Origin of the sequence: Rhizobium sp. SL42 (assembly GCF_021729845.1) — a bacterium.
Taxonomy (GTDB): domain Bacteria; phylum Pseudomonadota; class Alphaproteobacteria; order Rhizobiales; family Rhizobiaceae; genus Allorhizobium.
In genome coordinates this window covers 2,979,631-3,005,229 of record NZ_CP063397.1, presented here as the reverse complement: position 1 = coordinate 3,005,229, position 25,599 = coordinate 2,979,631, and the positions used below count along the sequence as shown (strand labels likewise).

The following is a 25,599-nucleotide window of genomic DNA, read 5'->3' as shown; positions in this document are numbered from 1 at the left end:
GCTGACTTTACGCTTTTTGCAAAGCCGGCGGCATCAGCCGCCGGTGACGCTCATATGCCGACCGACGGCGGGCTTGCGATGATCGCGGTCGATGATGAAGTCATGGCCCTTGGGTTTGCGGGTGATCGCCTCGTCGATCGCCGCCGACAGATAGGCGTTGTCATCCGAGGCGCGCAACGCGGTGCGCAGGTCTGCGGCATCTTCCTGACCCAGGCACATGTAGAGCGTTCCTGTGCAGGTGAGCCGGACCCGGTTGCAGCTTTCGCAGAAATTATGGGTGAGGGGCGTGATGAAGCCCAGTCGGCCGCCCGTCTCAGCCACTTCGACGTAGCGGGCGGGGCCTCCGGTCTTGTAGGGGATATCCTTCAGCGTGAACCGTTCTTCGAGCCCGCTGCGCACCAGTGACAATGGCAGATACTGGTCGGTGCGATCCTCGCCGGTCTCGCCCATGGGCATCGTCTCGATCAGGGTCAGATCCATGCCTTCGCCATGGGCAAAAGTCATCAAGTCTGGAATTTCCGCTTCGTTAAAACCCTTCAGGGCAACGGCATTCAACTTGACATGAATGCCTGCCGCCTGCGCTGCCCTGATACCTTCGATGACCTTGTCGAATTCTCCCCAGCGGGTGATCGACTTGAACTTTGCCGGATCCAGCGTGTCGAGCGACACATTGATCCTGCGGACCCCGCAATCGGCCAGTTCGGCAGCGTGTCTTGCAAGCTGTGAACCGTTGGTCGTCAGGGTCAGCTCATCGAGGCCGCTACCCAGGTGACGGGACAGGCCGCGGATGAGGAACATGATATTCTTGCGGACCAGCGGCTCGCCACCCGTAAGCCGCAGCTTGCGAACACCCTTGGCGATAAAGGCGGAACAGAGCCGGTCGAGCTCTTCCAGCGTCAGCAGGTCCTTTTTGGGCAGGAAAGTCATGTTTTCCGCCATGCAATAGGTGCAGCGGAAGTCACAGCGATCGGTGACGGACACACGCAGATAGGTAACACTGCGGCCAAATGGATCGATCATCGGCGCACTCCGCTCCGCTAGCGGTTCTGCAGTTTGCCAGGTGCCAGGGCTGTGATCCAAGTGAAGTCTCCCAATGTTTGCGACAATGTGGGCTTGCTCCGCAGATGCGTCAAGCGAAGCGCCCGGAATTGTCGGTCAAATTCTCTTGCGCCGTTCCCGCCAAGGTCCTACCTGTTCGGTACAATTCAGCAATTTTGATCGAGTGAGAACCGGCATGAGCGACACCTGGCCAAGCGAACTTAAGGTTTCCAAGGACCGGCGCCTTCTGACCGTCAGCTTCAATGACGGCATGGTGGTGTCTCTGCCGGCCGAAATGCTGCGCGTGCTGTCGCCATCAGCCGAGGTTCAGGGGCATGGTCCGGGTCAAAAGGTCACCGTGCCAGGCAAGCGCAACGTTGCGATCAAGGCATTGGTGCCGACCGGCAATTATGCGGTGCGAATCGGTTTCGACGACGGCCACGACACGGGGATCTTTACCTGGATCTACCTGCGAGAGCTCGGCGAAACCGGCGCCCAGAAGTTTGCCGAATACGAAAGCGAGCTAGCCACAAAGGGGCTCAGTCGCGATCCGCGTTGACGGCGCCTCGCTCTTCCTCTTCCCCACCAGGATCGGCGGCCTGCATTCGCTGGATCAAGCCTTCCATGCTGTCAGCCATTCTCAAGCAGTCCTCCAACGGCGTCGCGGAAAGCGTTCGCTCGATCAGGTCTGTCTGGATCAGCATAGCCTTTTCGGTGAGTACCCGTCCTTCAGCGGTCAGGAACAGCCTCAGCATGCGTTTGTCACGCTGGTCGGGGCGTCTCTCCAGCAGGCCGCGCTTTTCCATCTGCGGCAGCAGCATGCTCATGTTGGAGCGGCCGACCAGTAGCTTGCGAGCCAGCTCCTGCTGCGAGATCGCCTCGAAGCGGTAAAGATTGATCAGGATATCGAGATGCGGCGGCTTGATGTCGAGGGGCGCCAGCGCCCGTGTCAGGGTCTGTTGCATCAACTGGCAGGCACGGCCGACAGATATCCAGCTGCGAAAACGGGGATGATCCCAGGGGAAGGCTTGATTTTTGTTCATTCTTGTACTTTATTGTTCAATATTGAACATTAACGTTGGTCTCCGATTATGACATCCTTCGCATTCAAGGTCATCCGTTTCGGTTTCTCCCGGCTGGAGGCGCTTTCGCCGAGACTGTCCGGCAGCCTCGCATTCAGGCTCTTCTGTCGCACACCCAGCCGCAAGCCGAAAGGGGAGAAAGCCAAGCGGGTTTTTGTCGCCGGCCAGCAGCAGCTGAGCAATGCCGCGATCGTGCGCCTGCCGACCTCCGCTGGCAGTGTCGCCACCTATCATCTGGCGAGCAGCACGGTCCAGCGGGTGGCATCGAGGTTGCTGGTGGTTCACGGATGGGGATCGCGGGCCGAATATCTCACCGATCTTGCCTCCGGGTTGAGCGCGGCGGGTGCCGATGTGGTGATGCTGGATCTGCCAGGTCATGGCGCCTCCACCGGTGCCCGCCTGGATCTCAGGCTGGCTGCGGAGGCGATCGGTGCTGCGGAGCGACATTATGGGCCGTTTGACGGCGTGGTTGGGCATTCCTTTGGCGGAGCGGCGGTGATGACAGCTGCGGGCGGCGTGTTCGGCGATCGCTCGAGACTTGAGGCGGGGCGTATCGTGCTGATCGGCGCGCCATCCAGCATGGGCGAAGTGTTTGCCGGCTTTGCCTCTGCGATCGGCTTGGGCCGGCCGAGCTTGATGGCCATGCGCCAGCGGGCGGAAGACTATGTGGGTGTTGGGGTGGAGCAACTCGATACGGTGACCGTGGCACGCCGGATCGATCGCCCGCTCTTGGTGATCCATGCAGAAGACGACAAGGAAGTGAATGTCGGGCATGCACAGCGCTATATCGGGCTGTCGCCGAAGGTTCGGCATATCTGGGCCAATGGCCACGGGCATCGCAGGATCGTCAGCGCTCCCGAAGTCATCGATGCGGTTGCGGATTTTCTCGTCAGAGACCAGGCAATAGTCGCAAGGCAAAATCGCGCTGTGTCATAGGCTTGTCATCGGTCTTTCCTAGGAGCCTGCGACATGGAATGCTGTCTACGGGCGGCAACGCCGCGCCACCATGGAGGGACAGCATGCAGGTGATCCGGACAGTAGAAGAACTGAAGCAGATCTACGGCGATGTGTCCGAGGCTTCTGTTGCCAAGGTCACGCAGGCTCTGACGGCAGAATACCGCCAGATGATCGAACTTTCACCCTTCGTCGCGCTGGCGACCGTCGGGCCTGAGGGACTCGATTGTTCTCCTCGTGGCGATCGAGGCGCGGTCATTCGCGTCAAGGACGAAAAGACACTGGCGATGCCCGACTGGCGCGGCAATAACCGGGTCGATTCGCTGGTGAATATCGTGCGGGATCCGCGTGTGGCTTTGATGTTTCTCATTCCGGGCTCAAACACCGCGATGCGTGTCAACGGCAAGGCCGTCGTTTCAGTCGAGCCGGACCTGCTGCGCAGCTTCGAGATGGAGTTGAAACACCCGCGGAGCGTCATCCTGATTTCGATCGACGAAGTCTATTTCCAGTGCGCACGGGCGGTCATGCGTGCGGATCTGTGGAACCCTGCTGTGCAGATCGATCCAAAGAATCTGCCGACACCGGGTGATTTGCTGAAAGCCGCAAAAGCGGATTTCGACAAGGAGACTTATGATCGCGAATGGCCGGCGCGCGCTGTCAAAACGATGTGGTAGCGTAACGGGGCGGCAAGTGCCGGCGCCGCCCTCGTTTTGTCACCGCTTGTAGATCAGCCAGCTCTTGGTGAAGTCCTTCTTCATCCCGTCTTCATAGAGGCGGGTCCGGTTTCGACCGGTATTCTTGGCGCAATAGAGGGCGATATCGGACTTGGCATAGAGTTCGCCGGCGTCCTCGGCATCGCTTGCCATGCAATAGCCGAGCGAAATTGTGACCGGACCGTAGTTGACGCCGGTCTTGGAATTCTTGAACGGCGTCGTCTCGAGGGCAATGCGGACGCGCTCGCAGATCTGTTGGACTTCTTCGGCGGTGTTCCCGTCGATGATGATGGCAAACTCCTCGCCGCCTGTGCGTGCGACGAAACAATCCTTGCGAACATTGGCCCGGATCACATTGGCAACGGTCGCCAAAATCTTGTCTCCGACCGGATGGCCGTAGGCGTCGTTGACCTTCTTGAAATTGTCGATGTCGGCCAAGACAAGGGCGGAGAATGTGTGGCTGTCATTTGCGTATACGGCGGACAGCTTTTCATCGAATGCGCGCCGGTTGGCGATGCGGGTCAGCGAGTCGGTATTGGCGATACGCTTGTACTCGTCCAGTTCCTTTCGGACCTGATCCATTTCCTGCGATTTCTGTGAAACCTGCGAGACGGTCTTTTCACCATGCGCCATCGTGTTGCCAGTGGCTTCGGTCAGGATGTTGATGGCACTGCGCAAGATATCTGCGCTCGAACTGCTTTTCGAGTTGATGCGGCTGTAAGTCTCGCCGAGCAGTTTATTGTAGCTTTCGAGGGAGCTCTGTTCCTGCTGCAGGACCCTCAGCAGGCCTTCCAGCTCGCCGATCAATTTGGTATGGGCGTTCTCGATCGCGCGGCCCTGATGGCTGCCGAAATATTGCTCGCCGATTGCGTCCAACTCGTCCTGCGTCGCCTTGCTGCCAAGGGCGGCAAGCTCGCGCGTCAGAGTGGGATTGGAGCCGATATAGGCTTCGTAAAACAGCTCGTAATTGCGCGGAATGGGAGCGACGCCCATCGTGCGCATTGCGAAAGAGATTTGTGCCGCGACGTCAGTTACCTGCGCTTTGGGCGGTGTCGCCGTAGTCATCGGCCAACTCCAATAGATTGGTCGGACCTTCTAGTCCCAATAGATTGTTTATCGATAAAAACTTTGAGAATGTTTAATTACATTGCAGTGATAAATCTTTGACGCAAATTCGCACTGTCGCCGGCCTGCAGTTGCAAGCCTTTGTTTGCAAACATCTCTTGAGGCGTGACGTGCATGTCACACGTCACGCCTGATCGTGATTTCGGGTTATCCGAGGTTGAATTCCTGGAAGAAATCATTGCCTTTGTCATCGGTTACGATGAAGGCGGGGAAATCCTCGACCTCGATTTTCCAGACGGCTTCCATGCCCAGTTCCGGATATTCAAGAACCTCGACCTTGCGGATGCAATCCTGGGCGAGACGTGCGGCTGGGCCGCCGATCGAGCCGAGATAGAAGCCGCCATGGGTCTTGCAGGCCTCGCGCACGGCGCGCGAGCGATTGCCCTTGGCGAGCATAACCATCGAGCCGCCGAAAGACTGGAACTGGTCGACGTAAGAGTCCATTCGGCCGGCCGTGGTCGGGCCGAAGGAACCGGAGGCAAAGCCGGTCGGCGTCTTGGCGGGGCCTGCATAATAAACCGGGTGGTTCTTCATGTAGTCCGGCATGCCTTCACCGTTTTCCAGCCGCTCGCGGATCTTGGAATGGGCAAGGTCGCGGGCGACGATGATGGTGCCGGTGAGGGACAGGCGAGTCTTGACCGGATGTTTCGTCAATTCGGCGAGAATGGCGCTCATCGGCTGGTTGAGGTCGATCTTGACCATGGAAGAGGAGAGGGCGGTCTCGTCGATCTCCGGCATGTATTTCGACGGATCGGTCTCGAGTTGTTCGATGTAGATTCCGTCCCGAGTAATCTTGCCCAAGGCCTGGCGGTCGGCGGAACAGGAGACGCCGAGGCCGATCGGCAACGATGCGCCGTGGCGGGGCAGGCGGATGACGCGGACGTCATGACAGAAGTACTTGCCGCCGAATTGGGCGCCGACACCCATCTGTTGGGTTAGCTTGTGGATTTCCTTCTCCATCTCGACGTCCCGGAAGGCATGGCCGGATTCCGAGCCTTCCGTAGGCAGACAGTCGAGGTAGCGCGCGGAAGCGAGCTTGACCGTTTTCAGCGTCATCTCGGCGGACAGGCCGCCGATAACGATCGCCAGATGGTAGGGAGGACAGGCCGCTGTGCCGAGCGTCAGGATCTTTTCCTTGAGGAAGTCGATCATCCGGTCATGGGTCAGCAACGAAGGCGTGCCCTGATAGAGGAAGGTCTTGTTGGCCGAGCCGCCGCCCTTGGCCATGAACAGGAACTTGTAGGCATCCTCGCCCTCTTCATAGAGGTCGATCTGGGCTGGAAGGTTGGTCTTGGTGTTCTTTTCCTCGAACATCTTGAGCGGGGCGAGCTGCGAATAGCGCAGGTTGCGGCGCTCATAGGCGTCGCGGACGCCGGCTGCCAGCGCCTCATAGTCGCCGCCATCGGTCCAGACGCGACGGCCCTTCTTGCCCATGACAATTGCCGTGCCGGTATCCTGGCACATCGGCAGCACACCGCCTGCGGCGATATTGGCGTTCTTCAGCAGGTCGTAGGCGACGAAACGGTCATTGTCGGTCGCTTCCGGATCCTCAAGGATCGAAGCGAGCTGCTTCAGGTGGCCCGGGCGCAGCAGATGGTTGATGTCGGAAAGGGCGGTTTCGGCCAGCAACGTCAAGCCTTCCGGCTGCACAGTCAGGATTTCCTGGCCCTTGAAGGTCTCTACCGAAACAAAGTCGGATGTCAGCTTGCGGTAAGGGGTCTTGTCTTCGCCAAGGGGAAAGAGATCGTCAGCCATCAGTCCGGAGCCTTTCAGAGGCAGGTTGTCAGATGGCGGTGGTTTACGGCGATGGGGGTTAAATTTCAATGATTCTAAAGAGGCAGGCGCGGGGCGAGCAAAAGCTTATGCCAAGTCGCCCAGCGTCCTAAGGAAGGTTGCGGCATTGACGCTTTCACGCCCCGTAAGGGCCAGGCTGCTTTCATAGGCCCTCTTCAGTTCCAGCTCGAATTGGTGCTGGTTGAATGTCGTCAGCCAGAGCACCAGTGCTTCCTGCACGATCTCGCTTGAATTGGCGAAGCGACCGGCGCCAATCATCGTCTCAATCCGGGCAACGACGTCCGGATCGAGGTAGACCGTCAGTGACTGTTTGGCGACCTCCCGCATGCTTGCTACTTTAGCATATGTGCAGGTAGAGCGTAATTCACCATATGCAGCCATGCACAGGTTTGTGTCGATCGCTGAACTTGTTCAGTTTGGCGCGATCATCAGTTCCGGTCGCACGTACTCGTCGAATTCCTCGTTGGTCAGATAGCCGCCTCCGACCGTTTCCTCACGCAGGGTCGTGCCGTTCTTGTGTGCGGTCTTGGCAATCTTGGCGCATATATCGTAACCGAGCTTACCGTTCAGTGCGGTCACCAGCATCAGTGAATTCTCGACGCCCTTGCGAATGTTGTCTTCGCGCGCTTCGATACCGACGACGCAATTGTCTGTGAAGGAGACGGCAGCATCCCCAAGGAGCTGCACCGATTGCAGGAAGTTGTAGGCCATCATCGGATTGTAGACATTCAGTTCGAAATGTCCCTGGCTGCCGGCGAAGGCAATCGCGGCGTTGTTGCCGAAGATATGGGCGCATACCTGGGTAAGGGCCTCGGATTGGGTCGGATTGACCTTGCCGGGCATGATCGACGAACCAGGCTCGTTTTCCGGTAGCGAAAGTTCGCCCAGACCGGCGCGGGGGCCGGAGCCGAGGAAGCGGATGTCGTTGGCAATCTTGAACAGGGCGGCGGCGGCGGCATTGATGGCGCCATGCGCAAAGACCATGGCGTCGTGCGCGGCAAGCGCCTCGAACTTGTTGGGGGCGGTGACAAACGGTATCGAGGTGATCTTGGCGATTTCCTCCGCCACTTTCTCGGCAAAGCCGATGGGCGCGTTCAGGCCGGTGCCGACCGCCGTGCCGCCCTGGGCCAATTCGTAGAGGCCCGGTAGGGTCAGTTCGATACGCTTGATCGATGAGGCGACCTGAGCGGCGTAGCCGGAGAACTCCTGGCCAAGCGTCAGAGGGGTCGCGTCCTGGGTATGGGTGCGGCCGATCTTGATGATATGGGCAAAGGCCTTGGCCTTGGCATCGAGCGCTTCGTGCAGATGCTTGAGGCCCGGAAGCAGATGGTGAATGACGTATTCTGCGGCAGCGATATGCATGGCAGTCGGATAAGTATCGTTCGACGACTGGCTCATGTTGACATGGTCATTCGGGTGAACCGGCTTCTTCGAGCCCATGACGCCGCCGAGCATTTCAATCGCACGATTGGAAATGACTTCGTTGGCGTTCATGTTGGACTGGGTACCGGAGCCCGTCTGCCAGACGACAAGCGGGAAATGCTCATTCAGCTTGCCGTCGATGACTTCCTGCGCGGCTTCAACGATCACATCGCCGATGGCCGGGTCGAGTTTTCCCAGTGCCATGTTGGCGCGAGCTGCCGCCTGTTTGACAATGCCAAGCGCCCGAACCACCGGAAGGGGCTGCTTCTCCCAGCCAATCTTGAAATTGCCGAGCGAGCGCTCCGCCTGGGCGCCCCAGTAGCGGTCAGAGGCGACGTTGATCGGGCCGAATGTATCGGTTTCTGTACGGGTGGTCATGGTCATCCTGCTTTCGCTCTGCCGCTTTCGCGTCATCAGTGGATCGTCGAATTGCCGGTACACATTATCTAGGTCCGATATCTGCCAGCGCAACCGCATAAGAATAAGATGAGGCTTTTAGTCAAGATGCCAGCCACGGCAAATCTTTGTTGCGCCGACCGGTGCCGCTGCAGATGCCGGCTTTCGCCGCATTGCGCCAGTCGGCCAGACTGCTGGCCGCAGTATCCTCCGGTCATGTTGACCGGCAAGACCACGAAGCATCCCAGCAGTTGACGTTGTGTCATATTCGGCACGGATCACAACAATTTGTGCATGGCAGCACCCTGCCGCGCCTGTGCCACGGTTCTGCTCACATTTGTCGTCAATCAAAAATTAACGAATATTTCCATTTAGTTTGCTGTGTCTGTCGGGTGCTTCGTTCAGCCGAGTCACACAAAGTTGAGACCCTCTTCCGGATCCAAGAACCCGGGTGCAACTTTTCAAGCAAAAGCCGATCGGCTAGTGATCCGCAAACAGGCTGTCGATGCCACGAGTCCCGGTGACTCGGATACTGAAATGAGAGCGAGAATGACGAGAAACAGCAAATTCGTGGTAACCGCGCTGTTGGCCGCGGCCACTGCCCTTGGCGGTCTTCCTCAACAGGCCGGGGCGACGACTCTTCTCGATCTTCTTCGCGGCGGGCCTGGAAAGCAGACGAAGCGTCAGGCTGCATCGGCGGCTCTTGAGCAACAGGCTCAGGGTGGCCTGGAAATGGGTGACCCGGAGCCATTGCCGAAGGTTTCCGGACCGCGTTACTATACCTACAAGCCTGAAGCCCAGCGCGCGATCCTGGTCAATCTGCCGGTTGCCTCAAAAGGAGTTCAGGCGCCGGAAGGCCAGGTTCTGGGTGCGCGCCGATTCCTCACGGAAGCATCGGTACGCGCGACCGATGACGTCGCCAAGGTCGTTGAAGGCTACTATGGCAATCCGAACAAGCCATTGATCTGGGTCACCGATACCGCGCTGACGGATCGTGCGCGCCAGATGATCGATGCGCTTTCTCGTGCTGCCGACGCCGGCCTTTCACCGGAGGACTATTCGGTCGTGACGCCTGCGGAGACCGGTGATCCGGCGGATCCGGAGAAGCGCCAGCGGGAGTTGATGGCTTTCGAACTTGCGCTTTCGGCCAAGGTTCTGACCTACGTCAACGATACGACCCGCGGTCGCGTCGACCCCAACAAGATCTCCGGTTACCACGATTTCAAGCGCAAGGGTGTCAATCTCGCGCCGGTTCTGGACATGCTGCGTTTGAGCCCGGACGTTGGCGCATATCTGCGCAACCGTGATCCGCGCAATGCCGAATATGCCGCTCTGCGGAATGAACTTCTGCGCTTGCGCGCGGAAGACAGCAAATCGGCGCCCGTCATCAAGGTTGCTCCCGGGACATTGCTGAAACCCGGCCAGACCAATCCCGAGCTTGCCAACGTCATCGGCCTGTTGAAACAGGTCGGTTCCGATACTCTCAAGACCCAGCATGCGGCCGTTCTGGCGGCCTATGCGGGCGCGCCGGAATATACGCCGGAGCTGGTCGCTTTGGTGGAATCATTCCAGCAGGAAAAAGGCCTGAAGGCTGATGGTGTTGTCGGTCCGGCTACGGTCCGGGCGATGACGGGCCACAGCAATGCCGAGAAAATCCAGAAGCTGATCGTTGCCATGGAGCAGATCCGTTGGCTGCCGGCCGATCTCGGCCAGCGCTATGTCTTCATCAATCAGCCGGCTTATACTGCCTATTACATCAATGATGGGCGCGAGCAGCTGAACATGCGGGTCGTTGTCGGTTCGCGTTCAAACCAGACATATTTCTTCCAGGATCAGATCGAGACGGTAGAGTTCAACCCCTACTGGGGCGTGCCGAAGTCCATCATCATCAATGAAATGCTGCCGAAGCTGCGGTCAGATCCGAGTTATCTCGACCGGCTGGGTTATGAGGTCAGCTATGGCGGGCGCAAGGTCGCGTCCAGCCAGATCGACTGGTACACGACACATTCGGTCGATGTGCGCCAGCCGCCGGGTGGCGACAATGCGCTTGGCGAACTGAAGATCCTGTTCCCGAACGACCATGCCATCTACATGCATGACACGCCGTCGAAGAGCTTCTTCAAGCGCGACATGCGGGCGCTGAGCCATGGTTGCGTGCGTCTAGCCGAGCCGCGCGTAATGGCCGCTGCCGTCATGGGAACCACGGTCGAGGAAATCGGCAAGCAGATCTCGTCTGGCCAGAACCGTGCCGTGCAGGTGCCGCAGAAGATCCCCGTCTACGTTTCCTACTTCACCGCGTGGCCGAACAAGGACGGCGTGGTCGAGTATTTCGACGATGTCTATGGCCGCGATGAAGCGGTTGGCAAGGCTTTCGTCACCACGACGGATGCCCGCACGCCGGGCGCATAAGCGAAGACTTCGCGGCAGGTATATTCAAGTTGATCTGGCGGGCCTTGGCCCGCCATTTTTCATCGGGCTTGCCGCGATCGGTTCAGGCGTTTTCCACCAGTTCGCGAACGAGAGCTACCGTCAATTCATCGAAGTGACTGATGATCCGGCTTGCGCCGAGCGCTTCGATCGGCGTGTCGGAATAACCGAAGGGCACGGCAATCGAGGCGATGCCGGCATTGTGGGCAGCCAGGATGTCGTTGATGCTGTCGCCGATCATCAGGGCCCTTGCCGGGTTGCCGCCTGCTTTTTCTATCGTGCCCGTCAGGTGGCCGGCATCCGGCTTGCGGACGGCAAACGTGTCGCCGCCGGTGATCACGGCGAAATGATGTGTCAGGCCGAGCTTGTCGATCAACGGTCGCGCGAGCTCCTCCATCTTGTTGGTGCAGACCGCCAGCGTGAATCCTTCGGCGGCGAGCCGCTCGAGGGCGGCGACCAGGCCGGGATAAGGACGGCTCTCGCCCGGCATGCCGGACTTGTAATGGGCGATGAAGCGGTCGAGCAAAGCGGGAAGTTCCTCCTCGTCGAGTAGTACACCGCGCAGGTCGAATGCGCGCTTGATCATCATACGCGCGCCCTGGCCGACGAGATGGGTCAGATCTGCGTAGCCCACTGGTTCAAGATTTCGGATTGCGATCGTGTGGTTGAGGCTGGCAACGAGATCCGGTGCGGTGTCGACAAGTGTGCCGTCGAGATCGAAGACGATGGTCGTTTGTGTCACGCGGATGCTCCATTCGCTTGGGCGGCAAGGTCTGTTCGGCGTTAGGGGAAATCCTCCGAAAAGGCAACGGCGGCGGCATGGTGAGGGCTTTCGTTTGTCAAAGGAGGCGTGTAAACAGCATCCGACGAAACGGATGGGAGCTTTTGGCGCATGGACGCCCGCGAAATGAAGATCAAGGCCGCTGCCGCGGCTCTGGAGTACGTCGAAGATGGCATGCGCCTTGGTATCGGCACCGGTTCGACCGCGGAAGAGTTCGTTCGCCTGCTTGCGGAAAAGGTGGCGGGTGGCTTCAACGTTCAGGGTGTGCCGACATCCGAGCGGACCGCACGTCTTTGTGTCGAACTGGGCGTGCCGCTGAAATCCCTTGATGAACTGCCGGAGCTTGATCTGACCATCGACGGTGCTGACGAAATCGATCATCGACTGAGTTTGATCAAGGGCGGTGGCGGTGCACTGCTGCGCGAAAAGATCGTCGCCGCAGCGTCGCACCGGATGATCGTGATTGCCGACGACACCAAGGTGGTTGACACACTTGGCCGCTACCCGTTGCCGATTGAAATCAATCCGTTCGGCCAGGTGTCGACACGTGTCGCAATCGAAAAGCTCGCATCGCGCCTTGGTCTGACCGGTGCGCTGACATTGCGGGCGAGAGGCGACGATGGCGTCTTCATGACCGACGGCGGACATCTCATTCTCGACGCATCTTTTGGCCGTATTCCTGATGCAGACGCATTGGCTAGCCAGCTCAATGCCATCCCCGGAGTCGTGGAACACGGCCTATTCATCAACTTGGCCTCTCTCGCCATCATCGCCGGTCCGGCGGGTGCGCGGGTGATGGAGCCGAAGAACTAAACAGGAGCACTGAATTTCATGATCAGCTTTTCGGGTATGAGCCGTTTCGCATCGGTCGCGGTTGTTACCGGCAGCGTGATGCTGGGCGCGATCTCCGCCAAGGCGCAGGATATCGCGCCGGAGCACATTCAGGCCGCGCGTGCGGCGATCGCGTCGCTTGGCGTGACCGACCGCTTTGATGCCATCCTGCCGAATGTCATGAATCGCCTGACGGGTCAGCTTATTCTCGCTTACCCCAATCTGCAGGACATCATTTCCGCCAAGGTCGAGGAAGAAGCGCTGAAACTTGCGCCGCGCCGCGCTGATCTCGAACAGGAATCGGCACTGGTCTATGCCAAGGCATTCTCGGTCGAAGAACTGCAGGCAATTACGGCATTCTACAGCAGCGATGCCGGCAAGAAGCTTCTCAAGGACGGCCCGATCGCCACACGCGAATTGCTCAAGGCTGCCGATATCTGGACGTCCGGCATTGCCCGGGACCTGGAAAAGCAGGCCAATGAAGCGCTGCTCAAGGAAGTTGGCGAGACGCAGCCTGCGGTGGCGCCGGCTACGGACGCGCCCAAGCCGTAATCTGCTGATTTCCAGCGAATAGATGAAGCCCGGACCCTGGTCCGGGCTTTTCTTTTGGCGCCTACCCACCCTATATCAGGTCCGTCCCGTGCGTTGGGGCGGCAAGGAGAGAAAATGTCCAGTTTCGACTATGACCTGTTTGTGATTGGTGGCGGGTCCGGGGGGGTGCGCAGCGCGCGCCTGGCGGCATCGCTTGGCAAAAAGGTTGCTATTGCTGAAGAATATCGTTTCGGCGGCACCTGCGTCATTCGCGGTTGCGTTCCGAAGAAGCTGTTCGTCTATGCCTCGCAGTTCCACGAACATTTCGAGGATGCTGCCGGCTTTGGCTGGACAGTCGGCAAAAGCACTTTCGACTGGACCAAGCTGATTGCCGCAAAGGACGTCGAGATTGCCCGTCTAGAAGGCCTGTACCGCAAGGGCCTGGACAATGCCGGGGCCGAAATCATTGAATCGCGGGCCGAACTTACCGGGCCCAACAGTGTGTTGATCAAGAAGACGGGCAGGGTCGTCACCGCTGAGAAAATCGTCATCGCAGTCGGTGGCGGCGCGAATCCGCATGCGGCCCTGCCGGGCCACGAACTCTGCATCACCTCGAACGAGGCTTTTCATCTGGAAACGCTTCCACGTTCGATCCTGATTGCAGGCGGTGGTTATATAGCGGTGGAATTCGCCAATATCTTCCATGGTCTCGGTGTCGAAACGACATTGATCTATCGCGGTGCCGAAATCCTCAGCCGCTTCGACCATGACATGCGCCGTGGCCTGCACGAGGCGATGGAAGCCAAGGGGATACGGATCCTGTGCCATGACCATATCCAGTCCGTGGCCAAGACTGAGAATGGCGGTCTCGAAGTCGAGACGATGAACAATGGCAAGCTTGCCGTCGAGCAGGTCATGCTGGCACTCGGACGCGATCCCTACACCAAGGGCCTCGGGCTTGAAGCGGCCGGCGTTGCCACCAACGAGCGTGGTGCGATTGTCGTGGACGCTTATTCCCGCACCAATGTCGCCGGCATCTTCGCACTCGGCGATGTCACCGATCGCGTGCAATTGACGCCTGTCGCCATCCACGAGGCGATGTGTTTCATCGAGACGGAATACCGGAACAATCCGACATCGCCGGATCACGAGATGATTGCGACGGCTGTATTTTCTCAGCCGGAGATCGGGACTGTCGGCATGTCGGAAGACGAGGCGGCGAAACGTTTCGACGAGATCGAAGTCTATCGCGCGCAGTTCCGTCCGATGAAGGCAACGCTGTCCGGTCGGGCTGAAAAGATGATCATGAAGCTGATCGTCAACACGGCCGACCGCAAGGTCGTGGGCGCACACATCCTCGGACATGACGCAGGCGAAATGGCACAACTCCTCGGCATTACGCTGAAGGCAGGTTGCACCAAGGATGATTTCGACCGGACCATGGCCGTGCATCCAACCGCGGCGGAAGAACTGGTGACGATGTATAGCCCGAGCTATCGCATCAAGAACGGTGAGCGGGTCTGATCCGGTGAAGACCTGCGCCGCTCCAAGGGCGGCGCGCAATCATCTTAAAGACAAAGAGGCGCGACAATGCCGCGCCTCTTTGTGATGAAACTCCGTTCAAGCTTTGTCTGTCTTGCCCGCAGGCTTCAAGCCCATGCCAGCACCGGTGCCGCGAGAACGGCGAGCCCCAGGACAGAGAACGCGATCAACCGCATGCGGTTTCTTCTACGCGTAAGGGCACCATTCCAGTCATACGCCATAACACGATCCTCATGATCTACGCAGGAAACCGAGGTTTCCAATACAGTTCGCAATACCCCCGCCTGTCGGGGTAGTCAGCGAGACTTGCGTGAGGCTGACCAGGGGGGAAGGGCGATTGCGATGTCATATTGGTCAAGTGTTGATTACAGGTCTCGAATGTGCGGCGGACACGGTCGTCTGACAAGACCTCTCGATTGTGTCGGTCTGATACACACTGTGAATAGTGTGCGCAACTCTTGTGCGCCGCCGCAATTCAGCGGCCACGATCGAGCCAGTCGATTGCCTGGGCCCAAAGCGTGTCTCGAAATGTCTGACGGAAAAAGCCCAGGTGGCCGATTTTTCCACCCACTTCCTCCGGTGCATGCCAACGGGTCTCGATCGGGGCGTTCGTATAGTGCTTGAGCAATGCGTGCTGCGCCCGTGGTGTGCCCCAGGGATCATCCGTCATGCCGAGCGCGAGGATCGGTGTCGTGACCTCGCTGAAGCTGCTGACTGCATTCAGCGACCGATCGGCAAAGAAATAATCCGGATGACGTCCCCAGCGGCTCCATTCCCGAAAAACCGTACCGGGCAGCGTTTCGCCAAGGCCGATCCATCCCGGGACACTTCCCGTCAACGTCGCAATCGGTACGCCAATCAGGTTCATCAGGGTGAAGACCTTCCATGGTTCATTGGTATTGGCCCAGTGACCGGTCATGGGCGCTACCATCAGGTAGCGATCGAAACGATCCGCACGGCCACCCAGTGCCAGGACCTGGCTGCCGAATGATTGGCCAATGCCGACCATGGCATGGCCCGGCGCCGCGCGTTCAAGTGCGTCGACGGCTGCGGGCATGTCGAAAAGGGCCCAGTCGCGCATCAGCAGCGGTCGCAGCCAGCCTGGCGGGATAGGTGATCTGGCGACGCCGCGATAGTCGTAGGTGAGTGCCGCACGGAAACCGTGATCGGCGACCAGATGCTCGGCGAAGCGGGCATAAATCGTGCGCGGCACCGCTGCTGCGGAGGAGATCAGCGCGAGGGGGCCATCGCCGGTGCCGCTGAAGAGTGTACCGGTCAGCGGGAATTGATCGGCGGTGGTGAACCCGATTTCCCGACTGGTGATCTCGCGACGTGTGTCCATCGCAGTGCTTCTCCCCCCGCACGGCTCAAAAATTACGTTTACGTGAATGTCCATTATGGTTCATCGGCACGCGAATGACAACGTTCTGATCGTGCGGGCTTTCAGTTCGAAACAGATCGGTTTCGAATTGGTATCCGGTCCTTGTCGACAATGAATTTTCCGTTCGAAAGCCCTTAAACTTCGGCTTTGCAAGCCACATATTACGGTCTATAAGCCCCCATCCGACGCGGCCGGGAGGAGGCCGCTTTACTATTTCAGGACAGGTGACGACCATGGCGCAGAATTGGACCCCGAACAGCTGGAGGCAAAAGCCTATCAAGCAGGTTCCGGCCTATCCGGATCAGGAAGCTTTGAAGGCTGCCGAACTGCAGCTTGCATCCTATCCGCCGCTCGTTTTTGCCGGTGAAGCACGCCGCCTGAAGAAGGCGCTCGGCAATGTTGCCGAGGGCAACGGCTTCCTTTTGCAGGGCGGCGATTGCGCCGAGAGCTTTGCCGAACATGGCGCGGACAATATCCGCGACTTCTTCCGCGCCTTCCTCCAGATGGCAGTCGTTCTGACATTCGGCGCACAGTTGCCGGTGGTCAAGATCGGGCGTATTGCCGGCCAGTTCGCCAAGCCGCGCTCGTCCGACATGGAGAAGATCGGCGACGTCGAACTTCCGAGCTATCGCGGTGATATCATCAACGGTATCGAATTCACCGAGGATGCCCGCATCCCGAACCCGGACCGTCAGCTGATGGCTTACCGTCAGTCTGCTGCAACGCTCAACCTGCTGCGCGCCTTCGCCATGGGTGGCTATGCCAACCTCGAGAACGTGCACCAGTGGATGCTTGGCTTTGTCAAGGATTCACCGCAGGCCGAGCGCTATCGCAAACTCGCCGATCGCATTTCTGAAACAATGGACTTCATGAAGGCCGTGGGCATCACGTCGGAAAACAATCCGAGCCTGCGTGAAACCGATTTCTTCACCAGCCATGAAGCCCTGCTGCTCGGCTATGAAGAGGCGCTGACGCGCGTCGATTCCACCTCCGGCGACTGGTATGCGACCTCCGGCCACATGATCTGGATCGGCGACCGCACGCGCCAGGCGGACCATGCACATCTCGAATACTGCCGCGGCATCAAGAACCCGATCGGCCTGAAGTGCGGTCCGTCGCTGCAGGCTGACGATCTGTTGAACCTGATCGACATCCTCAACCCGCAGAATGAAGCCGGCCGCCTGACCCTGATCTGCCGATTTGGCCATGACAAGGTTGCCGAACATCTTCCGCGCCTCATCCGTGCCGTCGAGCGAGAGGGCCGCAAGGTGGTGTGGTCCTGCGATCCGATGCATGGCAATACGATCACGCTCAACAACTACAAGACCCGTCCGTTCGAGCGCGTCCTGTCGGAAGTGGAAAGCTTCTTCCAGATCCATCGTGCGGAAGGCTCACATCCGGGCGGCATCCATATCGAGATGACTGGCAAGGACGTGACGGAATGCACCGGTGGCGCGCGAGCGGTTTCGGCAGAAGATCTGCAGGACCGCTACCACACCCATTGCGACCCGCGCCTCAACGCCGATCAGGCGCTCGAGCTGGCCTTCCTGCTTGCCGAACGCATGAAGGGTGGCCGCGACGAAAAGCGCATGATGGTTGCCAACGGCTAAGCCGTGCGCTCGATACTTCAATCATGGGGAAAGGCCGACGCGAAAGCGTCGGCCTTTTTCGTTGTCAATTACTGCTGCCTATTGGACGAGAACCGATTGCATGCAGCGCGCGTCGGTGACCCTGATATCGGTTTCGCCCACCCTGATGCCGAGCGTCAGCAACGTGTTGTAGAGGATCTTGTCGAGCGGGACAGTGAGCGCCGAAAGCGTGTCGGACAGAGCCGTCTGGATGGCCTTTGGACTGCTGAGGCTCAAGGGGCCGAGCCGCACGTCAAGATCGAGGTTCTTCAGCAGCGACGTCTGCAGCGATGTCAGCGTGTCGCTTGTCGATATCGTCTTGATCGTGCCTGACCGGATGTCACTGGCGGTAAAGGTCAGGGTTTTCGGCTGGATGTTGCTCGCGTTGGCATAGGCAAGTGCGTCTATACCCAGCAGCGGTGCCGCGACAAGGGTTGCCTTGCTTACGCGTGGGGTGGTGCCAAAGTTTGCAAACGCCTTGGTGTTGACCTCGCCGAGGGCCAGTTCAACGATACCCGGCACCGCTTCCACCTGTACATTGCCCTCCTTGCCAACGCCCTGGCAACGAATGTTGGCCAGTCTGGCTTCCGCATGGGCGACTTCGAGGTAAAATGGCACTTTCACCTTTACTCCCGCCAGCGCCAACAGTCCCTCGCTGCTGATTTCGAGCGCCAGCCTTGTTTGGGCTGTACGGATGATTGTTCCGGGCGCACCGATGGCGGCCTTGGGCGAGACGATCGCCGGCTCGCCGATGGCAAGGCTCAGTTTGGCGGATGCCAGGCCCGGTACCTTTGCGCCAAGGTCAAGATCGATTTGCGACTGTTCATTCGCGGCGCTGGCGGCCGCTGTCAGGATATCGAAAACGCCGACATCCAGCGCCATGTAATTCGAGCTGCCTACAAGGTTTTCGGCAAGCGGTTCCAGGCCAATAATCTCGGTAAGATGCAGGGTAAGCCGGGTCTTCGATGCCGTGCGCACCAGCGCCTCGATTGCGGCCTTGCTCCTGGCGTCCAGCCCAGGCGTTGCGAGGATTGCGCGAAGCAGACTGCCATAGGAAATTTCCGTTTGCAGCAGCTCATCATAGGTGAGCGCAGTCAGTCCGAGATTGATTGCGAGGGCGTCGAGGATGCCGAGGGCATTGACCTGGCAGTCAAGCAGCGCCCGGTAGTCCATGAGATCGAGATCGACCGTGGTGCCGATGAGCCCGGAAAGAACCGCATTGAGAATGCCATCATGCAGGCTCGCAAGACGGGAACCGATGGAAAAGGCGGCGACCTTGTTTGCAGCGGCTGTTCCGACAGCGCCGAGTGTCGGCGGCTCGGTAAACGCGTTGGCGAAGAAGAGCTGTCCCTTGCCGTGAATTTCCACCCGTGCCGCGTCCGCATAGCTGCGGGTTCTGACGAAGCGCGCCGCGACGGAAATTGCGGGGTCCGCAGTGTAACGACCTGGCGTAACCGTGGCGACGACGCCCGGCGTTTCATTGGGATCGTAAGCAATCAGCCCTTGATCCGTCAAAAGCCCCTTGGCGGTGGCGACCGGAATATCGAGGCCATTCATCTGGAAATACTCAAGCGTGGCCTTTTCGGGATCGGACAGGTTTGCGGCCGCCGCAATCGCGGCCAGATCCGCTGCCTGCTGAAGCTCCCGTTGCTGAAGGGTAAGGCTGCCGTAGTCTACGCCTAGCGCTAGCGCGCCGATGAACAGCGGCGACACCAATGCGGCGGAAATGGCGATGTTGCCCCGGCTGTCGCGGGCAAGTGCCTTCAAGACTGAAAGTCGATCACGCATTCAAATCCCTCCCACCCGGATCGTTGCGAAACGTCGGATCGTGCTATCGGGCATGGCAAAGCTGTAGAGCTGCCATATCGGCAATCCGGACGCGTCATAGTAGATGTTGACCGTGAACTGGTTCGGATTGTCGGGACTGTCGTTGACCGCGACGCTGAAGGCTTCCGAATCCAGGAAGGCATAGTCGGATGTGACTGTTTTTACGTAATCTTCCGCGAGATGCTGACGTTCGCGCAGGCTCAGTCCGGCAATGGCGGTGCGGGCCGCATCGGCTGTAATCTGCTGAACGGCATGGCTCGCGCTGAGGTAGACTGCGTAGCCCAGCATGGAAAAGACAACGAGGAAGAACAGGGGCGCCAGAATGGCAAACTCGATCGCTGAAGATCCATTTTCGTCACTGAGGAAACCGGAACGGCAACACATCGGATCTCTCCATTTGATGTTTGTAATTTAGATGATCATGAAAATACCGAAGGATTTAATGCTTGGTTACCTGGTTGCATCAGTTTTCGCCTGCACGCAGGTGTTTAGCTGAAACACTTGTAATGGTTGCATTATTTATTTCGTACTAACATATCTGGTTGCGCTAACAGATGCCGCACATCGCGCGAATTTGCGTTTTGTGTGCGCCAAGTCTGTCGCGAGGGGAGCAATATTGGTTAACAATGGCAGGCTTTCGATACGGAAATTCTGCTTTTGGTTGCTGTTGCCAACATTGCAAATGTCGTGAATCTTGGTTTCAGCTTTCTTGAATTGACCTGATGCCGTTCCGTGAAGATGATGCTGGCTTGCACTGTTTAGGGGAGCGGCATGACGGAAATACACCACGGGGGATGTCTATGCGGTGCGGTTAGCATCGCGGTCAGAGGAGCGCTGAGCCCCGTCAGTTTTTGCCATTGCTCCCAATGCCGTCGGCAGACGGGACATTTTTACGCCACTACGGATGCTGCGGTCGATGACGTCGAGATCCTCGGGGCGGAGGCGATAGCGTTCTACCGTTCAAGTCCCGAAGCGGAGCGAGGTTTTTGCAGCAAATGCGGTTCGGCATTATTCTGGCGTGCAGACAATTCCGGGCGGATGTCGATCATGGCCGGGCTTTTCGACACACCTACCGGACTTGACGGTGGTTACCACATCTATTGTGCTGACAAGGGTGACTATTATGCGATCAACGATGCGTTGCCGCAGTATTCGGCAAGCAGCACCGTGTGATGTTCGCTGATGCGCGAGGAAAAACGGATTGTACTACCCGCATCAGGCGGCTGCATTCCGTTCGACGGTCAACTGTCTAATGCTCTGGTGATAAGCAACATCAAGCGCTGCGAACTTGGCGGACTGCCAAGTGAAGTAGTCCTCGATGAAACGCTGGCTTAGCCAAAGATTGCCGCGCCTTCGGGGCAGCTCCCAGCCGAGCAGATCGTCGCTTTCGGCCTTCTTGAACATGCGCTTGAGATTTGTGGCGGAGATCAAATAGGTCTCGCTAAGGGCGCCCAGGGTAACCGGGCCGGCTTGAGTGCGCGGTGCTGCCCGGTCAAAATCACTCAATCGCGCGATCAGGTCGTGCAGGACCATGCCGCCGAGGTCGGACCACAGGAAATGACCGATTGTATCCGGCGGATCGCGCCAAAGCGGATCTTCGACAAGGATTTCCGCAGCGATCGGTTGGCCGAGCTTGAAGATACGCGGATCTGCGATCGTCGTCGTCTCGCGATTGCCGCCGTCGAGACGGTCAAGGCAGGCCATGTGCCCGATGAACCAGCGCATCATCGCCCCATTGGCGATGTCGGTAATTTCGAACACCTTCACGCGCTTGTCAGGGATATCCGGCACCTCGCGCAGGAATTTGTACGCCAAAAGTTCCGCGAGATAGGCGGTCGCAGTATTGCGGCTGGCGGCTCCAAGCCGCATCACGATTTCAATGAAACGTGTCGCCGTCAGTCCGGACATGGGGTCATCGTCACGGCGGCTCAACGATAGTGCGAACATCGCATGGGTCATCAGCCATTTGCGGTGCGATGCCTTAAGGCGCGACAGCCTTGGGGTTTCATTGTGAATGGCAATCAGATGCCGGGCGATCTGTTTCTCAATGGCGGGAAACAAGGCATGGGCTGCTATGGAGGCACGCGTAAGTTGCGGCATGGCTTGTGCTCTGTTGAACATGCTTGTGTTCAAGGCTTGCCGGGCGCGGCACAATCCGATCAAGACGAGCGGACGACGATAAGATCAAGCGCGCTGCAGTTTTGAACAAAAAAAGTCAGTGAAGTTAAATTGACTTTCCCGCAATAGTGCAACTGAGCAGAACTTGTCAAGCTGGGCAAATGTAGAGAATGCCCGTTCGCCTGATCAAGTCACCGGCTGCAGTCGTTCAGCCTGCTCGGGGAAGAAACGTTCTGTTCCAAAGCCTTCGCCAAACATCATGTCGTGTTGAAGTAGTCGATAGTCGCGGATCATCGGATCAATCCGACCGGACACGGACCAATCAGGCTGGGCACGATTGTTGCGCTCGATCAGTTGGTGACGATCGATGACAGTATATCGTTCCTGAACGCGGCCCAGCATGCCCGTGTAGAACGGATGCCGGTAGCCGCTCATGCGGACAATGAAATGCGGCAGTTGCGAAGGGCTGACCGAACCCAGGTTCTTCTGAACGCCGCGCTTGGACGACCACACAACCAGTGGTGTTTCGTGTTCGCGCTTCATTGTCGCAACGGAAGCTTTGCGGGTGGCGACCTGGTCCGCCATGTAGCCGCTCTCCGGGTAGACCATTCCGAGCGGCGGCAGGTGGTCGCCAAAGAGCACAATGATGGTTTCGCGCCGGCGCTTCTTCGCCCAGTCCATCAGCATCTTCAGGCTCTGGTCGGCCTCCTTGACGCCTTGAGTATAAGTCGCAAGGGCGCTGGCGCTGGCATCGGAAAGCGTCGGTCCGTCGACTTCGATCGAGTTCTTCTTGTAGCGGTTTTCTTCATACGGACCGTGGCCCTGCAGTGTAACGGCGAAGAAGAAGAACGGCTTTGCAGTATTGTCGGCCTGGCTGATGATATGGCGCGTCAAGGCGTCGTCAGAGGCAAAGATGCCGCGTTTTTCCATCGCCGGCATGTTTTCCTCGGACTGGAAATTCTGGAAGCCGAGCGCCTGATAGACGTTCTGACGGTTCCAGAACCAGCTCTGGAACGGATGGAAGGCCTTTGTCACGTAGCCCTTCGATTCAAAGAATGTGGCGAGCGAGGGCAGCGGGCGACGGATATACTGCTGATAGGGAATGCTGCCATAAGGCAGGAACGCGTTGCTGAAGCCGGTCAAGGCCTCGAACTCGACATTGGCGGTCATGCCGCCGAATTCCGGCGAGAAGACGTTGCCGGACTGGGCCGCATGGATCGTCGGCATCGGATCGCTGGAGTAGCGCACGCTCGACATGCGCGTCGGATCCCAGAGCGATTCACTCATGATCATGATCACGTCGGCCTGGCGACCCGAGAAGAAGGTCGCGGGCAAGCGGTCCGTCGGGATGTCGGAGATGGCGAGATTGTCGTAACCGGCCGGTGCGCCGACATTGGCCATGGGAATGTTGAAGGCGAAGGCAAGCAGGAAGCCGTTGTGACGGTAGTTCTCCTTCTGGTCCCACATCATCGGCACGATATTCAGTCGGTCGCGGACATAGGAAAACGCCATCGGATCCATCAGGGTGATGAAGCCGGCGAGGACGGGGGCTGCCACCAGCGTGCGGCCAATGCGAACGACAGGCAGGATCCGGGGAAAGTGGCGGCGGCTGATGACGATCAGATAGACGAGCGCTCCGATGATCGCCACCGATGCCAGCGCCATGCCGGCGGCAGCCAAGGGGCGGGCGGCAACCATCACCGGCAGAAGTTCCATGATCTGGCGACCGAAAAGCAGGTCGCTCGGAAACAGCGGGTCAGACAAAAACAATTGCTTTTGGCCGGAAAAGAAGGCTGGCAGGAGCGACAGCGGGACGATGAGCAGCGCTGACTGGTACGCACGTCCGACAATGGCGTCTGCGAAAAGCATCAGGAGAAAGAGCATGCCAGCTGCGACCATGCCCGGGCGGGCGGGTGACAGCATGTAGTCGGCGACATCGTTGAGATTGCCGCGCGCGAGCCATTCGCTGGCGATGATCGTGATGATTGCCAGCAAAGCCGTGTTGATCAGCGGGAAGACGATGCGTGCGATGCGTCCGGCTGGACGTGCTTCACCTCTGGAGGGAGTTGTGCCGACGGCTGCCAAAAGGCTTGAATTTACCGATTTTGGAAGAGTGTCAGCCACAGAATTCTCCGAGAGAAATGCGATTTTCATCAAATGTGCGCATAGCTGTCACATATCCGTCATGAACGCTACATGAACTATGGCTGAGGCCTGATTGTTCCCCGATTTTGATTGATATTTCGGCGCCCGCGCAGGGCTTCGTCTGCCCATGCCGTTGCGATCCGCCGACCGAGCGTTTAAACCGTTGACCATGAGCGAAACATTGAAAAAAACAGATGTCCTGCGCATCGCCATTGCGCAACTCAATCCAACGGTTGGCGACGTGGTCGGCAACCTGGCAAAGGCACGTGCGGCACGGTCGGAAGCGGCGGCACAGGGTGCCGACCTGTTGCTTTTGACCGAGTTGTTCATCTCCGGCTATCCACCGGAAGATCTGGTTTTGAAACCCGCCTTTCTCAGGGCCTGCCTGTCGGCGGTCGAGCAGTTGGCAGCGGATACCGCCGACGGCGGCCCCGGCGTGATTGTCGGCTTCCCGCGGCAAAGCGAGAAGGGCCGGCACAATTCCGTTGCCATCCTCGATGGCGGCAAGATCCTCGCCTTCCGCGACAAGATCGATTTGCCGAATTACGGCGAATTCGACGAAAAGCGGGTTTTTGTCGAAGGCGAGATGCCGGGGCCGGTGAATTTTCGCGGCGTGCGCATCGGCGTGCCAATCTGCGAAGAGATCTGGAACGATGCCGGCGTCTGCGAGACGCTGGCAGAGACCGGGGCCGAGATCCTGCTGGTGCCGAATGGCTCGCCGTTCTATCGCAACAAGGTGGATGTGCGCCATCAGGTGGTACTGCGCCAGGTGATCGAGACCGGCCTGCCGCTGATCTTCGCAAACCAGATCGGCGGCCAGGATGAGCTTGTATTTGACGGTGCGAGCTTTGCCTTCAACGGCGACCGGTCGCTCGCGTTTCAGATGAGCCAGTTCGAGGAGACGCTCTCTGTCACGACCTGGAAGCGGACAGAGGCCGGCTGGTGCTGCGAGCAAGGACCGATGTCGCGCATTCCTGAGAAGGAAGAGGCCGACTACCGGGCCTGCGTTCTCGGCTTCCGCGACTATGTGAACAAGAACGGTTTCAAGAGCGTCGTGCTCGGCCTTTCGGGCGGGATCGATTCCGCCATCTGTGCGGCGATCGCCGTCGATGCGCTGGGCGAGGAACGGGTGCGCGCGGTCATGCTGCCGTATCGCTACACGTCGAAGGAGTCGTTTGCTGATGCCGAGGCCTGCGCACAGGCTCTGGGCTGCCATTACGATATCGTCCCGATCGCAGATCCGGTTGAGGGCTTCCTGTCCAGCCTGTCGGAAATGTTCGAGGGGACGGAGAGCGGGATCACCGAAGAGAACCTGCAGAGCCGCGCGCGCGGTACGATCCTCATGGCGATCTCCAACAAGTTCGGCTCGATGGTCGTCACCACGGGCAACAAGTCGGAAATGTCGGTCGGCTATGCGACGCTCTATGGCGACATGAATGGCGGCTTCAATCCGATCAAGGATCTGTACAAGATGCAGGTTTACGCGCTTTCCGCCTGGCGCAATGCTCATGTGCCGCCGGGTGCACTTGGGCCTTCCGGCCAGGTGATCCCGGCCAATATCCTGTCCAAGGCGCCTTCGGCCGAGCTTCGGCCAAACCAGACCGATCAGGATTCGCTACCGCCGTATCCGATGCTGGATGACATCCTGGAGTGCCTGGTTGAAAAGGAAATGGCCGTCGACGATATCGTGGCGCGGGGGCATGACATTGCCACGGTCCACCGCATCGAGCACCTGCTTTACCTTGCGGAGTACAAGCGGCGGCAATCGGCGCCGGGCGTCAAGATCACCCAGAAGAACTTTGGCCGCGACCGTCGCTATCCGATCACCAACCGTTTCCGCGATCGCTGAGCCCGTCTCTGATGG

At 58.8% G+C, this 25,599-nt stretch carries 22 protein-coding genes; 10 read left to right on the top strand and 12 right to left on the bottom strand.

Features of this window, described 5'->3' with window-relative positions; translation table 11 throughout:
* Positions 1–33: 33 nt before the first annotated feature.
* Positions 34–1,020: a GTP 3',8-cyclase MoaA gene (gene moaA, locus IM739_RS14215; protein WP_237368367.1), complete on the bottom strand. Its 987-nt coding sequence runs from the start codon at positions 1,018–1,020 to the stop codon at positions 34–36.
* Between the two features lie 214 nt (positions 1,021–1,234).
* On the opposite strand from moaA, the gene IM739_RS14210 reads away from it, so the two are divergent.
* Positions 1,235–1,597 carry a gamma-butyrobetaine hydroxylase-like domain-containing protein gene (locus tag IM739_RS14210; RefSeq protein WP_237368366.1) on the top strand — a complete coding sequence of 121 codons (363 nt, stop codon included), beginning with the start codon at positions 1,235–1,237 and terminating at the stop codon, positions 1,595–1,597.
* On the opposite strand, the gene IM739_RS14205 is transcribed toward IM739_RS14210, so the two are convergent.
* Positions 1,578–2,081 carry a MarR family winged helix-turn-helix transcriptional regulator gene (locus IM739_RS14205; RefSeq protein ID WP_237368365.1) on the bottom strand — a complete coding sequence of 168 codons (504 nt, stop codon included), beginning with the start codon at positions 2,079–2,081 and terminating at the stop codon, positions 1,578–1,580. The two genes, IM739_RS14210 and IM739_RS14205, sit on opposite strands and share 20 nt — an antisense overlap.
* Before the next feature lie 48 nt (positions 2,082–2,129).
* Between IM739_RS14205 and IM739_RS14200 the strand changes: the two genes are divergently transcribed.
* Complete coding sequence (locus tag IM739_RS14200) at positions 2,130–3,056, top strand: alpha/beta hydrolase (protein ID WP_237368364.1); 927 nt, start codon at positions 2,130–2,132, stop codon at positions 3,054–3,056.
* Positions 3,057–3,139: 83 nt separating this feature from the next.
* A complete protein-coding gene (locus IM739_RS14195; RefSeq protein WP_237368363.1) occupies positions 3,140–3,748 on the top strand; it encodes a pyridoxamine 5'-phosphate oxidase family protein in 609 nt (202 codons plus the stop codon).
* A 39-nt stretch (positions 3,749–3,787) separates the two neighbouring features.
* Here the strand turns inward: IM739_RS14195 and IM739_RS14190 are convergent, their stop codons facing one another.
* From IM739_RS14190 to fumC, 4 genes are all read right to left on the bottom strand, one after another.
* On the bottom strand, positions 3,788–4,852 hold the full coding sequence (locus IM739_RS14190; RefSeq protein ID WP_237368362.1) for a GGDEF domain-containing protein: 1,065 nt from the start codon (positions 4,850–4,852) through the stop codon (positions 3,788–3,790).
* A 207-nt stretch (positions 4,853–5,059) separates the two neighbouring features.
* Positions 5,060–6,667 (bottom strand): fumarate hydratase, encoded by a 1,608-nt coding sequence (locus tag IM739_RS14185; RefSeq protein ID WP_237368361.1) that lies wholly within the window; start codon positions 6,665–6,667, stop codon positions 5,060–5,062.
* A gap of 105 nt (positions 6,668–6,772) precedes the next feature.
* Positions 6,773–7,033, bottom strand: a complete 261-nt coding sequence (locus IM739_RS14180; protein ID WP_237368360.1) for a ribbon-helix-helix protein, CopG family — start codon at positions 7,031–7,033, stop codon at positions 6,773–6,775.
* An 84-nt stretch (positions 7,034–7,117) separates the two neighbouring features.
* A complete protein-coding gene (gene fumC / locus IM739_RS14175) occupies positions 7,118–8,542 on the bottom strand; it encodes a class II fumarate hydratase (RefSeq protein WP_237368359.1) in 1,425 nt (474 codons plus the stop codon).
* 531 nt (positions 8,543–9,073) lie between these two features.
* Here fumC and IM739_RS14170 point away from each other — a divergent pair.
* Positions 9,074–10,933 carry a L,D-transpeptidase family protein gene (locus tag IM739_RS14170; protein WP_237368357.1) on the top strand — a complete coding sequence of 620 codons (1,860 nt, stop codon included), beginning with the start codon at positions 9,074–9,076 and terminating at the stop codon, positions 10,931–10,933.
* 82 nt (positions 10,934–11,015) lie between these two features.
* Here IM739_RS14170 and IM739_RS14165 read toward each other — a convergent pair whose 3' ends face one another.
* Positions 11,016–11,693: an HAD family hydrolase gene (locus IM739_RS14165; RefSeq protein WP_237368354.1), complete on the bottom strand. Its 678-nt coding sequence runs from the start codon at positions 11,691–11,693 to the stop codon at positions 11,016–11,018.
* Positions 11,694–11,843: 150 nt separating this feature from the next.
* Between IM739_RS14165 and rpiA the strand changes: the two genes are divergently transcribed.
* From rpiA to gor, 3 genes are all read left to right on the top strand, one after another.
* Positions 11,844–12,545 carry a ribose-5-phosphate isomerase RpiA gene (rpiA, locus tag IM739_RS14160; RefSeq protein WP_237368353.1) on the top strand — a complete coding sequence of 234 codons (702 nt, stop codon included), beginning with the start codon at positions 11,844–11,846 and terminating at the stop codon, positions 12,543–12,545.
* An 18-nt stretch (positions 12,546–12,563) separates the two neighbouring features.
* Positions 12,564–13,115 carry a DUF2059 domain-containing protein gene (locus tag IM739_RS14155; protein ID WP_237368352.1) on the top strand — a complete coding sequence of 184 codons (552 nt, stop codon included), beginning with the start codon at positions 12,564–12,566 and terminating at the stop codon, positions 13,113–13,115.
* A 114-nt stretch (positions 13,116–13,229) separates the two neighbouring features.
* Entirely contained in the window at positions 13,230–14,618 is a 1,389-nt protein-coding gene (gor, locus tag IM739_RS14150; protein WP_237368351.1) for a glutathione-disulfide reductase, read from the top strand.
* A 493-nt stretch (positions 14,619–15,111) separates the two neighbouring features.
* Here the strand turns inward: gor and IM739_RS14145 are convergent, their stop codons facing one another.
* Positions 15,112–15,978 carry an alpha/beta hydrolase family protein gene (locus IM739_RS14145; protein WP_237368350.1) on the bottom strand — a complete coding sequence of 289 codons (867 nt, stop codon included), beginning with the start codon at positions 15,976–15,978 and terminating at the stop codon, positions 15,112–15,114.
* 272 nt (positions 15,979–16,250) lie between these two features.
* Here IM739_RS14145 and IM739_RS14140 point away from each other — a divergent pair, with 272 nt between their 5' ends.
* Positions 16,251–17,627 (top strand): class II 3-deoxy-7-phosphoheptulonate synthase, encoded by a 1,377-nt coding sequence (locus IM739_RS14140; RefSeq protein WP_007597342.1) that lies wholly within the window; start codon positions 16,251–16,253, stop codon positions 17,625–17,627.
* Between the two features lie 78 nt (positions 17,628–17,705).
* Here the strand turns inward: IM739_RS14140 and IM739_RS14135 are convergent, their stop codons facing one another.
* Both IM739_RS14135 and IM739_RS14130 read right to left on the bottom strand, forming a co-directional pair.
* On the bottom strand, positions 17,706–19,433 hold the full coding sequence (locus IM739_RS14135; RefSeq protein WP_237368349.1) for a pilus assembly protein TadG-related protein: 1,728 nt from the start codon (positions 19,431–19,433) through the stop codon (positions 17,706–17,708).
* Positions 19,434–19,856 carry a TadE/TadG family type IV pilus assembly protein gene (locus IM739_RS14130; RefSeq protein ID WP_237368348.1) on the bottom strand — a complete coding sequence of 141 codons (423 nt, stop codon included), beginning with the start codon at positions 19,854–19,856 and terminating at the stop codon, positions 19,434–19,436.
* A gap of 387 nt (positions 19,857–20,243) precedes the next feature.
* Between IM739_RS14130 and IM739_RS14125 the strand changes: the two genes are divergently transcribed.
* Entirely contained in the window at positions 20,244–20,645 is a 402-nt protein-coding gene (locus IM739_RS14125) for a GFA family protein (protein WP_237368347.1), read from the top strand.
* Positions 20,646–20,687: 42 nt separating this feature from the next.
* Here IM739_RS14125 and IM739_RS14120 read toward each other — a convergent pair whose 3' ends face one another.
* Together IM739_RS14120 and IM739_RS14115 are read right to left on the bottom strand one after the other, a co-directional pair.
* Entirely contained in the window at positions 20,688–21,572 is an 885-nt protein-coding gene (locus IM739_RS14120) for a hypothetical protein (protein WP_237368346.1), read from the bottom strand.
* Between the two features lie 204 nt (positions 21,573–21,776).
* Positions 21,777–23,744, bottom strand: coding sequence for an LTA synthase family protein (locus IM739_RS14115; protein WP_442981045.1), 1,968 nt, complete (start codon positions 23,742–23,744; stop codon positions 21,777–21,779).
* 160 nt (positions 23,745–23,904) lie between these two features.
* On the opposite strand from IM739_RS14115, the gene IM739_RS14110 reads away from it, so the two are divergent.
* The gene (locus tag IM739_RS14110; protein ID WP_237368344.1) at positions 23,905–25,584 is read left to right on the top strand and encodes an NAD+ synthase; all 1,680 of its coding nucleotides are present in this window, start codon (positions 23,905–23,907) and stop codon (positions 25,582–25,584) included.
* Positions 25,585–25,599 lie beyond the last annotated feature (15 nt).